Here is a 14,220-nt window from a genome sequence, read left to right as displayed (position 1 = left end):
GATAGGACCGGATTCACCGGGGCAGGGTTCCGCTGCCGGGGCAGGGCGCACGAGCCCTGCCCCGGCAGTTTTTCCCTGTACCGGTGTCGTCTCCCGCGCGACCGGGGGAGCAGCCCGCGCGGTCGGTCAGGGGTTGTCGTCGAGATAACCCGCCGTGGAGGGTGATCTCACCACCAGATAGGTGACATCGCCACCAGGTCAGGGAATGGCTTCGAGGTCACCCCATTTAACCGGTGATCTCAAAGCCAAGGGGTAACTTGGACGCCACACAGCCCGTGCTCGGCGGGCGGGCCGCCGGTGCTGGATAATTGAGCGCATGGAGTTCCGAGATCCGCCCCCCGCCGCCCCGCATCCCGCCCGACGCAAGGTAGTGCTGCTGGGTTCCACCGGTTCAATCGGCACCCAGGCGATCGACGTGGTGGACGCGGCCCCGGAACGCTTCGAGGTAACGGCGCTCGCAGCCGGCGGCAACGTGGAGCTGGCGGCCCGGCAGGCGGTCCACACCCGGGCCCAGGCCGTCGGAATCGCCGCCGGAACGGTGGATGACCTGGCGACTGCGGTCAAGGCCGCCGCGGCGGACGCCGGCGTTTCCGGCTACTCGCCCGAGCTCTTCGCCGGCCCCGACGCAGCCGCGAGGATCGCCGCGTGGCCGGACGCCGACGTCGTGCTTAACGGCATCACCGGGTCCATTGGTTTGGCGCCTACACTGGCCGCGCTGGGTGCCGGACATCTGCTCGCGCTGGCCAACAAGGAGTCCCTGATTGCCGGCGGGCCGCTGGTCAAGCAGGCGGCGCGTCCCGGGCAGATCGTGCCGGTGGATTCGGAACACTCGGCGCTGGCCCAGGCGCTCCGGGCGGGCACGGCCGCCGAAGTGGAACGGCTGATCGTCACCGCCTCCGGCGGTCCGTTCCGCGGCTTCGGCAGGGATGAGTTGCGCGACGTTACCCCGGCGCAGGCGCTGGCTCACCCCACCTGGGACATGGGCCGGATGGTGACCACCAATTCGGCGACCATGGTCAACAAGGCGCTGGAAGTCATCGAAGCCCACCTGCTCTTCGACGTCCCGCTGGAGCGGATCGACGTGGTGGTGCACCCGCAGTCGGTGGTGCACTCCATGGTGCAGTTCACCGACGGGTCCACCATCGCGCAGGCCTCGCCGCCGGACATGCGCCTGCCGATCGCCCTCGGCATGGGCTGGCCGGCCCGCGTGCCGGGCGCCGCGCAGCCGTGTGACTGGAGCCGGGCCACCAGTTGGACCTTCGAGCCGCTGGACGAGGAGGTCTTCGGCGCGGTGCGGCTGGCCAAGGAGGCGGCCGGCCGCGGCGGTACCTTCATGGCCGTCTACAACGCGGCCAACGAAGAAGCCGTCGACGCCTTCCATGACGGCCGGATCCGCTTCGACGAGATCGTGGAGACGGTGGCTGCCGTGGTGGACGAACACGCTCCCTCCGGCGAACTGACCGTTGCCGCCGTGCTGGCCGCAGAGGACTGGGCACGCTCGCGGGCCCACGAACGTTTGGCTATGTTGTGACCATCTTGCTTTTCATTCTCGGCGTCCTCTTCGTGGCCGTCGGCATCGCCGTGTCCATCGCCCTGCACGAGGTGGGCCACCTGCTGCCCGCCAAGCTGTTCAAGGTGCGGGTCACCCAGTACATGGTCGGCTTCGGGAAGACCCTCTTCTCCCGCCGGCGCGGCGAGACCGAATACGGTGTCAAGGCCATCCCGCTCGGCGGCTACGTCTCGATGATCGGCATGTACCCGCCGGCCAAGGACAGCGGCGGCAGCGGCGACAGCGACAGCGCCAGCGGCGGCAGCGGCATCATCAGCGGCGGCGGCGCGAGCGGCGGCTCGGTCCGCCGGTCCAGCACCGGCATGTTCCAGCAACTGGCCAACGACGCCCGGCAGGCCGAAGCCGAGCGGCTGCAGCCCGGCGACGGGAACCGGATGTTCTACAAACTGCCGGTCTGGAAGCGGATCATCATCATGCTCGGCGGCCCGTTCGTGAACCTGGTCATCGGCACGGTGCTGATCGGCATCGTGCTGGTCGGCTTCGGCTCCGCCCAGGCCACCACCACCATTGCCCAGGTCAATAAATGCGTGGTCCCGGCGTCGCAGGCCGCCGAGACCGGTCAGACCGACTGCCTGCCCAGCGATCCCGAAGCTCCGGCCACGGCGGCGGGAATCCGGCCGGGGGACACCGTCGTCGCCTTCGCAGGCAAGCCGGTCACCGACTGGTACCAGTTGACCGCCTGGATCCGGGACGCAGCGGGGGAGGAGACGCCGATCACGCTGCTGCGCGACGGCAGGGAAATCACCACCACCATCACCCCGATCCTCACCGAACGTCCGGTGTTCGACGACGCCGGGCAACCGCTGCTGGACGGCAATGGCGAGCCGGTGACGGAGCAGGCAGGTTTCGTGGGGATGGGGGCCACCACCGCCCTGGTGCCGCAGCCGGCCGGCGACGTGCTCCCTGCCGTGGGGGAGAACCTGCAGGCGATCACCGGCGTGGTGCTCCATCTGCCGCAGCGGCTGGCCGACGTGGCCGAAGCCGCCTTCAGCGATGCTCCGCGCGACCCGAACGGGCCGATGAGCGTGGTGGGCGTCGGCCGGATTGCCGGCGAGATCAGCGCGATGGACGAGATCCCCTTCGAGGCGCGGGCGGCCTCGCTGATCGGGTTGGTCGGCTCGGTCAACCTTGCACTGTTCGTGTTCAACCTGATCCCGCTGCTGCCCCTGGACGGCGGGCACGTGGCCGGTGCGCTCTGGGAAGCCATCCGCCGCGGCGTCGCCAAGCTGTTCCGCCGCCCGGATCCGGGACCGGTGGACATCGCCAAACTGCTCCCGCTGACCTACGTCGTGGCCGTGGTGCTGATGGGCATGGGCGCGCTGCTGATCTACGCGGACATCGTCAAACCGGTCAACATCTTCGGCTGACGCGGGGTTCCCGGCGGCGGCCTCGGCGAACCGCACCCCTGGCCCGGCACGACGGCGATACGCGCCGGCATGCGCGGCACGCCGTCCGGAGGTTGGAACCCCGGAGGTCCCCGTGGTTAGACTGGCCGGAACCGGCGAAGGGAGCCACAACCCGTGAGCACGGCACCGCGGACAGCCCGTACCGCAGCGAGCCTTCCGGGCATTGCCCGGGCGGAGACGACGCGCCGCAGGACCTGGTTCAGGACCGGCGCGGCCGCTGTCGTGGCGGCCGCTGTGGCACTTGCCGGCTGCACCGCGCCGGGCGAAGCGCAGGGCCCGCAATCATCGGAAGCCTCGGCAGAGGCCGCCCCGGACCGCGTGCAGCTGAGGGCGGGAGCCGCGGATGCGCAGGTGCTCGCCGGCTCCGACGCCGAAGCGTCGCTGGCCGCCAGCGAGGCGTTGTTTGATTCCAGCCCCGTGGCGTTCGTCGCACCGCCGGACGATGCCAAGGCCATCGCTGCCGCGGCTGCCGAGTCGGTGCCGATGGGCGTGCCGCTGCTGCTGGCCGGAGACGGGCTGGCCGAAGAGCTGAAGCGGCTCGGCGTCCGCCGGGTCAAGGCTTTCGGCCAGCCGCCCGCCGAGCCGGTCGATTCCCCGAGCGCCGCGCCGGAGGCCGGCCCCGCGGCGGAGCCCTCCGCCTCGAACGCTGCCGGCTCCGCGGCGGAGCCCACCGCCTCGAACGCTGCCGGCTCCGCCGCCCGGAACACCGCCTCGACCGTGTCGGACACCGAACCGGACCGCGGCATCGAGGCGTGGGCCCCGCTGCTGGTGGACGCGGAAATCCTCCCCCCGGACGGGGACGTCAAGGCGCCCGAGCGTCCGGACGAGCCCGCGGCCGTGTCGGTGTTGACCGGCAAGGACGGCGGGCAGGACTACCCCGCGACCCTGGCCGTCGCGGAGGCAGCCGGCGCCCGGGTCTTCCAGGACCCGCACGCAGACCCGCGGCGGAGTGGCGACACCATCGATTTCCTGCGCAAGGAGCCCGACAACCGCGTGCTCGCCGTCGGCGAAGCTTTTGGCAACAGCGACACCTTCGCCCGCCGGACCACGGCAGCGCTGACCGTGCCGGAATTGCCCGGCGGCGGGCAGTTCGCCTTCCCGTCCCGGCGGATGGTGGCGCTGTACGGGCACCCCTCCGGGCCCGCCCTCGGCGCACTCGGCGAGCAGGATGCCAAGGCGGCGGTGACGCGCGTGAAGAAACTCGCCAAGCAGTACCAACCGCACAGCAAGGAACCGGTGGTCCCGGCGTTCGAGATCATCGCCACGGTTGCCAGTGCCTCGGCCGGAAAGGACGGCGACTATTCGGAGGAGACCGATCCGGACGAGTTGCGCCCCTGGATTGATGCCGCCGGCGAGGCGGGGGTGTACGTGGTGCTGGACCTGCAGCCGGGGCGGTCGGACTTCCTCACCCAGGCCAAAATCTATGAGGACCTGCTGAAGGAACCGCACGTGGGCCTGGCCCTGGACCCGGAATGGCGGCTGGGCAAGGGGCAGCGGCACATGGAGCAAATCGGCTCGGTGTCCGCTGCCGAGATCAACCACGTCAGCGACTGGCTGGCGAAACTCACCCGGAAGAACTCCCTGCCCCAGAAGGTGCTGATCCTGCACCAGTTCCAGTACCAGATGATTTCGGACCGCGAGAAGCTGGAAACCGGGCACGAGGAGCTGGCCATGGTGCTGCACGCCGACGGCCATGGCGACCCCGGCCAGAAACTGGATACTTGGCGCGTCCTCCGGGAGGACCTGCCGAAGAACATCTGGATGGGCTGGAAGAACTTCTACGACGAAGACACCCCGACTTTCAGCCCGGAGCGCACCTACACCGGCGTGAAGCCGGTTCCGTGGTTCGTTTCCTACCAGTAGCCCGCCCGCATCCGCCGGCGGGTAAGGTGAAGACCATGAGTGTCTTTGCCGTCGAATACGTCTACGCCGCCGATTCCGAGTCCGGCCGGGACGAGTACCGTCCCGCCCACCGCGCCTGGCTGGGCGGCTTCATGGACCGGGGCCGCCTGCTGGCCTCCGGCCCCTATACCGACGGCACCGGTGCGCTGCTGATCTTCACCGCCGAGGACGAAGCCAGTCTGCTGGAGGAGCTGAAGCAGGATCCGTTCAACGTCAACAACTTCGTCTCCGGCCTGAAAGTCACCGACTGGAAGCCGGTCACCGGGGCGTTCGCCGACCACGCATGATTCATCCCACTCGCGCAGCATGTGCCAAGGCCGTGCGGGAAGGGGATAATGAAACCTGATCAGCAACTGCCTACCGGCACATGGAGGACGTTTTGACCTCGGTCAATCTTGGAATGCCAGCTTCACCACCGCCAGTCCTGGCGCCGCGCCGCAAGACCCGGCAGATCAAGGTCGGGTCCGTCGGGGTCGGGTCGGAATCGCCCATCAGCGTGCAGTCGATGACCACCACGCCCACCACGGACATCAATGCCACGCTGCAGCAGATTGCCGAACTGACGGCCTCCGGTTGCGACATCGTCCGGGTGGCCTGCCCCAGCGCGGACGACGCCGAGGCCCTGCCGATCATCGCCAAGAAGTCCCAGATCCCGGTGATCGCTGACATCCACTTCCAGCCCAAGTACGTCTTCGCCGCGATCGATGCCGGCTGCGCCGCCGTCCGCGTGAATCCGGGCAACATCCGCAAGTTCGACGACCAGGTCAAGGAGATCGCCGAGGCCGCGAAGGCCGCCGGCACATCCATCCGGATCGGCGTCAACGCCGGTTCGCTGGACCCGCGGCTGATGCAGAAGTACGGCAAGGCGACTCCGGAGGCGCTGGTGGAATCCGCCGTCTGGGAGGCCTCGCTGTTCGAAGAACACGACTTCCACGACTTCAAGATCTCGGTCAAGCACAACGACCCGGTGGTCATGGTCCGCGCCTACGAGCTGCTGGCCGAACGCGGTGATTGGCCGCTGCACCTCGGTGTCACCGAGGCCGGTCCCGCTTTCCAGGGCACCATCAAGTCCGCCACCGCCTTCGGGGCGCTGCTCTCGCAGGGGATCGGGGATACCATCCGCGTCTCCCTGTCCGCCCCGCCGGCGGAAGAGATCAAGGTCGGCCTGCAGATTCTGCAGTCGCTGAACCTGCGGGAACGCAAACTCGAAATCGTTTCCTGCCCCTCCTGCGGGCGCGCGCAGGTCGACGTGTACAAGCTGGCCGACGAAGTCACCGCCGGGCTCGAGGGCATGGAGGTGCCGCTGCGGGTCGCAGTGATGGGCTGCGTGGTCAACGGACCGGGCGAAGCCCGCGAAGCCGACCTCGGTGTGGCCTCCGGAAACGGAAAGGGCCAGATCTTCGTGAAGGGCCAGGTCATCAAGACCGTCCCGGAAGACCAGATCGTGGAAACGCTGATTGAAGAAGCACTCAGGATTGCCGAGGAAATGGGTGACTCCGATGGCGAGAATGCTGTCAAGGGTAGCCCCGTGGTTAACGTCAGCTAGCCGTGACACGGCGGGTGCGGCAGCTGCCGTGCCCTCCGATCAGCATGCCGGAATACGGCCGCTGGAGCATGCGGATACCGGCGAGCTGTGGGAGCTGGTGCGCGCCGATCCGGTAGCCAACGTCTTCCTCGCCGCGCACCTGGAGTCCGCCGGCACCGCCGGCCCCACCCCGTCCGGTGCGCAGATCCTGGGAATGTACGACGACGGCGTCCTCACCGGGGCCTGCTGGGCCGGCGTGAATGTGGTCCCGTCCGGGCTGGATGCCGAACAGGGCGCACGGTTGGGCGCCCACCTGGCCGCCGGCGGGCGGCGCATGTCCTCGATCTTCGGGCCGGCAGAAGGCGTGCTCGGCATCTGGTCTTCGTTCCGGCACGCCCATCCGCGGGCCTTCGACGTCCGGCCCAACCAGCCCCTGATGGAGCTGCGCGGAACTCCCGCCGTGGCCGCCGACCCGCACGTGCGGTTCTCCACCGACGACGATTTTGACGTGCTGGTGCCCGCCTGCGTGGCGATGTTCGAGGAAGAAGTCGGGTACTCGCCGCTGATCGGCGGCGGGCAGCACTACCGGCAGCGCGTGGCCACCCTGATTGGGAAGGGACACTCGCTGATCCGCCGGGACGACCAGGGGGAGGTCGTCTTCAAGGCAGAGCTGGGCAACGTCAGCGCCGATGCGGTACAAATCCAGGGCGTGTGGGTGAACCCCGCCTACCGTGGCCGGGGGCTGGCCTCCGGCTGCATGGCCGCCGTCGTCGAGCTGTCCCGAAAGTACGCGCCGGTGGCCAGCCTGTACGTCAACGATTACAACCACCGGGCCATGGCCGCCTACGCCGCGGTCGGCTTCCGGCAGGTCGGCACCTTCGCCACCGTCTTGTTCTAGGCGCGGGGCGGACCGGCGCCCCTGCCGCCCGCCGCCGCCCGGCCCCGCGGGCTGTCGCTGGCACGCGTGCGGAGCCAGTAGATTAGAAGGCAGTTGATGTCGCGGGCCGCTGCCGGCCCAAACCTTGAGAAACGGATTCCTGCAGTGGTTCTTCGCCTGTCCAGCATGTTCCTGCGCACCCTGCGCGATGACCCGGTCGATGCCGAAGTTGCCAGCCACAAGCTGCTGGTGCGCGCCGGTTACATCCGCCGCGCCGCCCCCGGCATCTATTCCTGGCTGCCGCTGGGCTTGAAGGTGCTGGCCAAGGTGGAGGCAGTTGTCCGCGAGGAAATGAACGCCATCGGCGCTCAGGAAGTCCATTTCCCGGCGCTGCTGCCGCGCGAGCCGTACGAGGCGACCAATCGCTGGACCGAGTACGGCGACGGATTGTTCCGCCTGCAGGACCGCAAGGGTGCCGACTACCTGTTGGCCCCCACGCACGAGGAGATGTTCACCCTGCTGGTCAAGGATCTGTACTCCTCGTACAAGGACCTGCCGGTGACGCTGTACCAAATCCAGAACAAGTACCGGGACGAGGCCCGCCCGCGCGCCGGGTTGCTGCGCGGCCGCGAGTTCATCATGAAGGACTCCTACTCCTTCGACATCGACGACGAGGGCCTGGACGTCAGCTATGACGCGCACCGCCGCGCCTACCTGCGGATCTTCAAGCGCCTGGGCCTGGAAGTCGTGACCGTCAAGGCCACCTCGGGCGCCATGGGCGGGTCAAAGAGCGAGGAGTTCCTGCATCCCACCGCGATCGGCGAGGACACCTTCGTGCGTTCGCCCGGTGGCTACGCCGCCAACGTGGAGGCCGTCACCACCGTTGCTCCGGAGCCGGTGGACTACGCCGATGCCCCGGCTGCCGAGGTCAAGGACACCCCGGACACCCCGACCATCGATACCCTGGTGGCCGCGGCCAACCAGCTGGCACCGCGCGCGGACGGGGAATGGACCGCCGCGGACACGTTGAAGAACGTTGTCCTGGCCATCAAGCTGCCCACCGGAGAGCGGAGCCTGGTGGTCATTGGCGTACCGGGCGACCGCGCCGTCGACCTCAAGCGCGTCGAGGCGAACATCGGTGCCTTCCTCCCTGTCGGCGGCGAAGTCGAGGTCGAGGCAGCCACCGAGGAAGACCTGAAAAAGCATCCGGGCCTGGTCAGGGGCTACATCGGTCCCGGCGAGAGCCTGGATGCCGCGGTCCTCGGGACCGAGTCAGCCACCGGCCTGCTCTATCTCGTGGATCCCCGGGTGGTACCCGGCACGCGCTGGATCACCGGCGCGAACGAGGACGGCAAGCACGTGTTCGGCCTGGTCGCCGGCCGCGACTTCGGCTGGGACGGTGTCGTCGAGTCGGTCGAGGTCCGCGAAGGCGACCCCGCTCCCGACGGCTCCGGTCCGCTGGAGGCGGCCCGCGGCATCGAAATGGGCCACATCTTCCAGCTTGGCCGCAAATATGCCGAGGCGCTGGGACTGCAGGTGCTGGACCGCAACGGCAAACTGGCCACGGTGACCATGGGTTCCTACGGCGTGGGCGTCACGCGCGCGGTCGCCGCGCTGGCCGAGGCCTACCACGACGACAAGGGCCTGGCCTGGCCGCGCAACGTGGCCCCGGCCGATGTCCACATTGTCGCCACCGGAAAGGGCACGGAGATTTTTGAGGCAGCCAACAAGCTGGCCGAGGAACTGTCCGGCGCCGGCGTCGAGGTCATCTACGACGACCGGCCCAAGGTCTCCCCGGGCGTGAAGTTCTCCGACGCCGAACTCATCGGCGTGCCCACCATCGTGGTGGTCGGCCGCGGGCTGGCCGACGGCGTCGTCGAAATCAAGGACAGGGCCACCGGCCAGGCCGAAAACGTGCCGCTGGCCGAGGCTGCCGGGCAGTTGGCGGCACTGGCCGGGAGGTGAGCTCCGGACTCGAGGAACTGCAGCTGGCCACCCTCGCCCTCGTGGTGGTGGGTGGCTTCGCCGCCGGCTGGGTGGACGCCGTGGTGGGCGGCGGCGGCCTGCTCCAGTTGCCGGTGCTGCTGCTGGTACCCGGGATCAGTCCCGTGCAGGCACTGGCCACCAACAAGATGGGCTCCATCTTCGGCACCACCACCAGCGCGGTCACCTATTACCGCAGGGCCCACCCGGACCTGAAAACCGCCCTGCCGATGGCCGGCATCGCGCTGGCAGGGAGCTTCGGCGGGGCCATCGTGGCCACCGTGCTGCCCGCCGAGGTGTTCAAGCCGATCATCGTCGTCGCGCTGATCGCGGTAGCCGTCTTTACCGCGCTCCGCCCGACGGCAGGTTCCTTGACCAAGCTGAGGTACAAGGGTGCCCGGCATCTGGGCACGGCGGCCGGAATCGGCCTGGTCATTGGCTTCTACGACGGCTTGATCGGTCCCGGTACCGGGTCGTTTTTGATCATCGCGATGGTGGCGATGCTCGGCTACAACTTCCTGGCCGCCAGCGCGAAGGCCAAGATCGTCAACATGGCCACCAACCTGGGCGCCCTGGCCTTCTTCCTGCCCAGCGGAGCGCTGCTGTGGGGGCTCGGGCTGGTGCTGGGCGTCGCAAACATGGCCGGCGGCTATGTCGGTGCGCGGATGGCCGTCTCGCAAGGAAGCAAGTTCATCCGCGTGGTCTTCCTGGTCGTGGTCGCGGCCCTGATCCTCAAGCTAGGCTACGACGTGCTGCAGGAGAACGTGCTGGGCCGCTGAGCCCACATCGAGCGCGGATGCACGCCCTCACGAGGCGGTGGCAGGCGCGGCCGACAGTTCGTCGTCCAGTCCCGGGGCCGGCGGCACGACGCCGGTGGAGGCCGCCAACTCCGCCGTGGCGGCGGCGAGGCCGGACACCGCGTGCTGCCGCACCCTGCCGCTGCTGAGCGAAACCAGGTCGGCCAGCGGGTTGAGGGCGGCCTCCTCGGCGTCCTGCAGCGCGGGCAGCGGATCGGCCGCGAAGTCGCTGCCCAGGGCATACGCCGGCTCCGGCAACGGCAGGTCCAGGCATTCGGCGGCCGCCACCGCCCGCCAGTTCCCGGCCGCGTCGGAATGCGCCGCCAGACGTTCGGCGGCAGCCCCGCGTTCGGCGCCGGCGAGGCGCGGCAGCACCGTTTCATAGGCGTACGCCAGGCGTTCGTGGCTGCGGACGACGGCGGCCATGGCCTCCGCCGTGGTCGGCGCGCCGGCCGTTGGCGACTCGCGCCCGTCCTCCGCCGGAGCGGAAGTGCCGGGGCAACTGGCGGCCGCCAGCTGTTTCTCCGGAGCGTCCCACGGCACAGCTACTTCCGTCCCGCCGGCCAACGCCTGCGCCTGGGCGAAGACGGCGGAGCCGATCGAGGCCAGCAGCCGGGCGAGCCCCGGGTCCGTCTCCTGGGCGTCGGCGAGCAGGTCGCCGGCCAGCGCGGCCAGGTCTCCGGGGCCGGGTGGCGGCACGGCTTGCGGGGAGCCGCTGGCCGAGGCGGCGGCGGAAGGCGGCGCGGCGGTCCCGGGCGCGGCAGGGGATCCGGATGGCCAGGACGTGGTCAGCTTCAGCAGGTCCGCCTGGGTGCGGAGCAGGTCGGCGGTGGGGGAGGCGCCGTCGTCGTCGTGTTCCTCGAAGGCCGACGCCAGGCCCTCCAGGCCCGCCACAGCGTCAAGGCGGGCCTGCTCGGTGGTGCTCGGGGGCGGGACGGACTCGGTGATGCTCGCCACCACGGTGCCGGTGCTGACCACGATCGCCGCGGTGAGCAACAGCAGCGGCGCCCGGCGCCATGCCCGGGATGGCGCGGCCTGCTTGCCGCCGCGGCGCCTCGAAGTAGATCCCACAACTGGAAATGATGTCACGGGTTCGGCCTCCGCTGCACCGGCGGCAGCCGGTACTGGCGGCGGGGAGGCCACCAGTCACGGTAAAGTCGCTAGTCTAGAAGACAGACTTACAAGACAGGGAGGCAGCATGGCCCAGCGGCGCGATCACAGCGGCGTGCCCACTACCGGAGGGACATCCGGTACCGACACGTCCGCGGAGGCCGCACGCCTGAAAGAGCTGCTGGAACCGTCCGTGGCTGCGCACGAGTTGTTCCTTGAGGATGTTGAAATCCGCTACGCCGGATCACAGCGCACCGTCCATGTCGTCGTGGATCTCCCCGAGGACCAGACCGGCGGCGTGGGGCTCGATGCCATCGCCGACGTGTCGCAGGCGCTCTCCAAGACGCTGGATGAGGATCCGCGGGACGACGGCCGGGCCTACAGCCTGGAGGTATCCTCGCCGGGGCTCAGCCGGCCGCTGACCCAGCTGCGCCACTGGCGCCGGAACGTGGGCAGGCTGGTCAAGGTCAAGCTGGTGGCTGGGGAAGACGTTTCCGGCCGCCTGCTGGAAGTCCGCGAGGGCGGCGTGACGGTGCGGCCGGAAGAAGCGCCGAAGAAGGGCATGAAGCCCCGTCCGGGCGAACCGGTCCAGCTGGACTTTGCGAACATCCGCTCCGGCAAGGTCGAAGTGGAATTTGCCCCGGCGGACGAAGACACGACTGCAGCCGACGCCGACGGCGAGCTGGAGAACGAGGAGGAGGCCTGAGATGGATATCGATATGAGCGCCCTGCGGCTGCTTGAGCGCGAACGCGAAATTCCGCTGGACCTGCTGATCCCCACGATCGAGCAGGCCCTGCTGGTGGCCTATCACAAGTCCCCCGGCTCGATCGACCAGGCCCGGGCCGAGCTGGACCGCAAGAGCGGCCACGTCACCATCTGGGCGGCCGAGGTGGACGACGACGGCACCGTGATCGGTGAGTTCGACGACACGCCCAGCGGGTTCGGCCGGATCGCCGCCAGCACGGCACGCCAGATCATCCTGCAGCGGCTGCGCGACGCCGAGGACGACAACGTCCTGGGCGCGTTCCGCGGCAAGGAGGGGGAGTTGGTTTCCGGCTTGATCCAGCAGGGCCACAACCCCCATATGGTCCAGGTGGACCTTGGCACTGTGGAGGCACTGCTGCCGCCGCCCGAACAGGTCCCGGGGGAGAGCTACGTCCACGGCACCCGCCTGCGCGCCTATGTGGTGGATGTCCACCGCGGCATGAAGGGCCCCTCGATCACGCTGTCCCGTTCCCATCCGGGGTTGGTGCGCAAGCTCTTCGAACTTGAAGTACCGGAAATCGCGGACAAGAGCGTGGAGATCGTTGCCCTGGCGCGGGAGGCCGGCCACCGGACGAAGATCGCCGTCAAGGCCAACGTGCCCGGACTGAATGCCAAGGGTGCCTGCATCGGCGAGATGGGTTCGCGCGTGCGGGCCGTCATGACCGAGCTGCACGACGAGAAGATCGACATCGTCGACTTCAGCGAGGATCCGGCGACGTTCATCGCCAGTGCGCTGTCGCCGTCGCGGGTCAGCTCCGTGACCATTACCGACGCGGAAACCCGTTCCGCCCGGGTCGTGGTGCCGGATTACCAGCTCTCGCTGGCGATCGGCAAGGAAGGGCAAAACGCCCGGCTGGCGGCGAAACTGACGGGCTGGCGGATCGACATCGTGTCCGACGCGGCCATGGCCGGATAGCGCCTGTAGAAGCGAAGACCAAGCCAGGCTGCGAGCCTGCAACACGCCCGGTTCGTTGGCCGGGCACTGGAAGCGGTAGAATATCCATGGCCGGGTTTCCCGACAGTCAAAAGCCCATGCAGGCGCGCGCCCAGGCGGCCACGCCGCCCCAGCGGACCTGCATAGGCTGCCGGCGCCGGGAAGACCAGGCCGTTCTGCTGCGGCTGGCAGTCGAAGAGGTCGGCGGTGTTCCCACCGTCGTCGTCGATCCGGCCCGCCGCAGGCCCGGACGCGGTGCCTGGATGCACCGCGAACCGGAATGTATGGAGCTGGCACTGAAACGGCGTGCCTTCGGCAGGGCCTTCCGGGCCACTGTCGACAGCAGCGCTGTTGCACACCAGTTCCGTGCTGACGACGAGGCGGCCACCGCGGCCGGCCCCGTCACCCCAACCGTCCAACCTGAAAGCGGGTCAGAAAACTGATGGAAACCCGATGAGTGCCAAGTGATGAGTACTTCATTGTGCTCCGCCCGCGGCGTTTCAGCCCTTTCTGCTGAAAGCCGCAGCAAGAAATAGACGGTTCGTGCCCGGCAGACCTGCCTCGTGCGGACCGAGACAGGAGAAATGTGGCCAAGGTCCGCGTACACGAGCTGGCAAAAGAGCTCGGTATTACCTCGAAAGATGCAGTATCCAAACTGCAGGAGTTGGGCGAATTCGTCCGCTCAGCGTCATCGACCATTGAGGCACCCGTCGTGAAGAAGCTTCGCGACGCGTTCCCCGCCGCCGCCCCGAAGGGCGAACAGGCGGCCCCCAAGACAACGCCAAAGGCAGCGCCCAAGCCGGGAGCGAAGCCCGCTCCGAGCGCAGCGCCGGCCGCCCCGGCGGCGGAACCGGCTCCGGCCGCGGAAGCCGCCAAGCCGTCGCCTGCCGCCCCGGCCGCTCCGGCTGCCCCGGCCGCTCCGGCGGCTCCGGCTGCGGAGGCGACCGAAGCCCCGAAGCGTGCAGAAGCACCGGCTGCCAAGCCGGGATCTGCAGCTCCGCGGCCCGGCGGTCCCGCCGCCGCACGGCCGGGTGCTCCGCGCCCCGGCGGCCCCCGCCCCGGCAACAACCCCTTCGCTACTTCGCAGGGCATGCCCCGTGGCCGCGGCGACCGCGACACCGAGCGTGCACCGCGTCCGGGCAACAACCCGTTTGCAACCTCGCAGGGTATGCCTCGTCCGGGCGGCCCGCGTCCCCCGGCGGCCGGCCAGGGCGGCCCCCGTCCTGCCGCACCGCGTCCCGGCGCTGCACCGCGTCCGGGTGCTCCCGCGCGGCCCGGCGCACCCCGTCCCGGTGCCCCGCGTCCCGGCGGTGCCCGGCCTACTCCGGGCATGATGCCCAACCGCACTGA

General features: G+C 69.4%; 13 protein-coding genes. 12 read left to right on the top strand and 1 reads right to left on the bottom strand.

Translation table 11 applies throughout. The features are described 5' to 3' along the window. The first annotated feature begins 316 nt into the window (after positions 1 to 316). The 8 genes from dxr to AC5RVD_RS10600 all read left to right on the top strand — a co-directional run bounded on the left by dxr (position 317) and on the right by AC5RVD_RS10600 (position 10,042). Positions 317 to 1,531 carry a 1-deoxy-D-xylulose-5-phosphate reductoisomerase gene (gene dxr / locus AC5RVD_RS10635; RefSeq protein ID WP_494126892.1) on the top strand — a complete coding sequence of 405 codons (1,215 nt, stop codon included), beginning with the start codon at positions 317 to 319 and terminating at the stop codon, positions 1,529 to 1,531. After that, the gene (locus AC5RVD_RS10630) at positions 1,528 to 2,937 is read left to right on the top strand and encodes a M50 family metallopeptidase (protein ID WP_494126891.1); all 1,410 of its coding nucleotides are present in this window, start codon (positions 1,528 to 1,530) and stop codon (positions 2,935 to 2,937) included. Before dxr ends, AC5RVD_RS10630 begins: the two co-directional genes overlap by 4 nt. 153 nt (positions 2,938 to 3,090) lie before the next feature. Then, positions 3,091 to 4,839: a hypothetical protein gene (locus tag AC5RVD_RS10625; RefSeq protein ID WP_494126890.1), complete on the top strand. Its 1,749-nt coding sequence runs from the start codon at positions 3,091 to 3,093 to the stop codon at positions 4,837 to 4,839. Positions 4,840 to 4,874: 35 nt separating this feature from the next. Continuing rightward, positions 4,875 to 5,165 (top strand): YciI family protein, encoded by a 291-nt coding sequence (locus AC5RVD_RS10620; protein ID WP_494111362.1) that lies wholly within the window; start codon positions 4,875 to 4,877, stop codon positions 5,163 to 5,165. Positions 5,166 to 5,257: 92 nt separating this feature from the next. Further along, entirely contained in the window at positions 5,258 to 6,424 is a 1,167-nt protein-coding gene (ispG, locus tag AC5RVD_RS10615; RefSeq protein WP_494111361.1) for a flavodoxin-dependent (E)-4-hydroxy-3-methylbut-2-enyl-diphosphate synthase, read from the top strand. A gap of 28 nt (positions 6,425 to 6,452) precedes the next feature. Then, complete coding sequence (locus AC5RVD_RS10610; RefSeq protein ID WP_494126889.1) at positions 6,453 to 7,301, top strand: GNAT family N-acetyltransferase; 849 nt, start codon at positions 6,453 to 6,455, stop codon at positions 7,299 to 7,301. A 144-nt stretch (positions 7,302 to 7,445) separates the two neighbouring features. Continuing rightward, positions 7,446 to 9,245, top strand: a complete 1,800-nt coding sequence (locus AC5RVD_RS10605) for a proline--tRNA ligase (RefSeq protein ID WP_494111359.1) — start codon at positions 7,446 to 7,448, stop codon at positions 9,243 to 9,245. After that, positions 9,242 to 10,042, top strand: coding sequence for a sulfite exporter TauE/SafE family protein (locus AC5RVD_RS10600; protein WP_494111358.1), 801 nt, complete (start codon positions 9,242 to 9,244; stop codon positions 10,040 to 10,042). The genes AC5RVD_RS10605 and AC5RVD_RS10600 overlap by 4 nt, the downstream gene beginning before the upstream one ends. Before the next feature lie 27 nt (positions 10,043 to 10,069). On the opposite strand, the gene AC5RVD_RS10595 is transcribed toward AC5RVD_RS10600, so the two are convergent. Then, positions 10,070 to 11,131 carry a DUF4439 domain-containing protein gene (locus AC5RVD_RS10595; protein WP_494126888.1) on the bottom strand — a complete coding sequence of 354 codons (1,062 nt, stop codon included), beginning with the start codon at positions 11,129 to 11,131 and terminating at the stop codon, positions 10,070 to 10,072. A gap of 127 nt (positions 11,132 to 11,258) precedes the next feature. Here AC5RVD_RS10595 and rimP point away from each other — a divergent pair, with 127 nt between their 5' ends. The 4 genes from rimP to AC5RVD_RS10575 form a co-directional block, all read left to right on the top strand. After that, the gene (gene rimP / locus AC5RVD_RS10590; protein WP_494113864.1) at positions 11,259 to 11,876 is read left to right on the top strand and encodes a ribosome maturation factor RimP; all 618 of its coding nucleotides are present in this window, start codon (positions 11,259 to 11,261) and stop codon (positions 11,874 to 11,876) included. Between the two features lies 1 nt (position 11,877). Then, positions 11,878 to 12,852, top strand: coding sequence for a transcription termination factor NusA (nusA, locus tag AC5RVD_RS10585; protein ID WP_494113863.1), 975 nt, complete (start codon positions 11,878 to 11,880; stop codon positions 12,850 to 12,852). An 86-nt stretch (positions 12,853 to 12,938) separates the two neighbouring features. Then, entirely contained in the window at positions 12,939 to 13,313 is a 375-nt protein-coding gene (locus AC5RVD_RS10580) for a YlxR family protein (protein ID WP_494113862.1), read from the top strand. Positions 13,314 to 13,456: 143 nt separating this feature from the next. Further along, positions 13,457 to 14,220 (top strand): translation initiation factor IF-2 N-terminal domain-containing protein (locus AC5RVD_RS10575; protein ID WP_494126887.1); only part of this gene is annotated, 764 nt, incomplete at its 3' end.

This window comes from Arthrobacter sp. THG-b23, from assembly GCF_059091265.1.
The sequence above is the reverse complement of the archived record's forward strand: the minus strand, read 5'-3'. Positions and strand labels throughout refer to the sequence as shown.

Coding starts and splice junctions, on each gene's coding strand:
- rimP (WP_494113864.1), top strand. CDS start 11,259: ATGGCCCAGCGGCGCGATCACAGCGGCGTGCCCACTACCGGAGGGACA.
- nusA (WP_494113863.1), top strand. CDS start 11,878: ATGGATATCGATATGAGCGCCCTGCGGCTGCTTGAGCGCGAACGCGAA.
- AC5RVD_RS10620 (WP_494111362.1), top strand. CDS start 4,875: ATGAGTGTCTTTGCCGTCGAATACGTCTACGCCGCCGATTCCGAGTCC.
- AC5RVD_RS10580 (WP_494113862.1), top strand. CDS start 12,939: ATGGCCGGGTTTCCCGACAGTCAAAAGCCCATGCAGGCGCGCGCCCAG.
- dxr (WP_494126892.1), top strand. CDS start 317: ATGGAGTTCCGAGATCCGCCCCCCGCCGCCCCGCATCCCGCCCGACGC.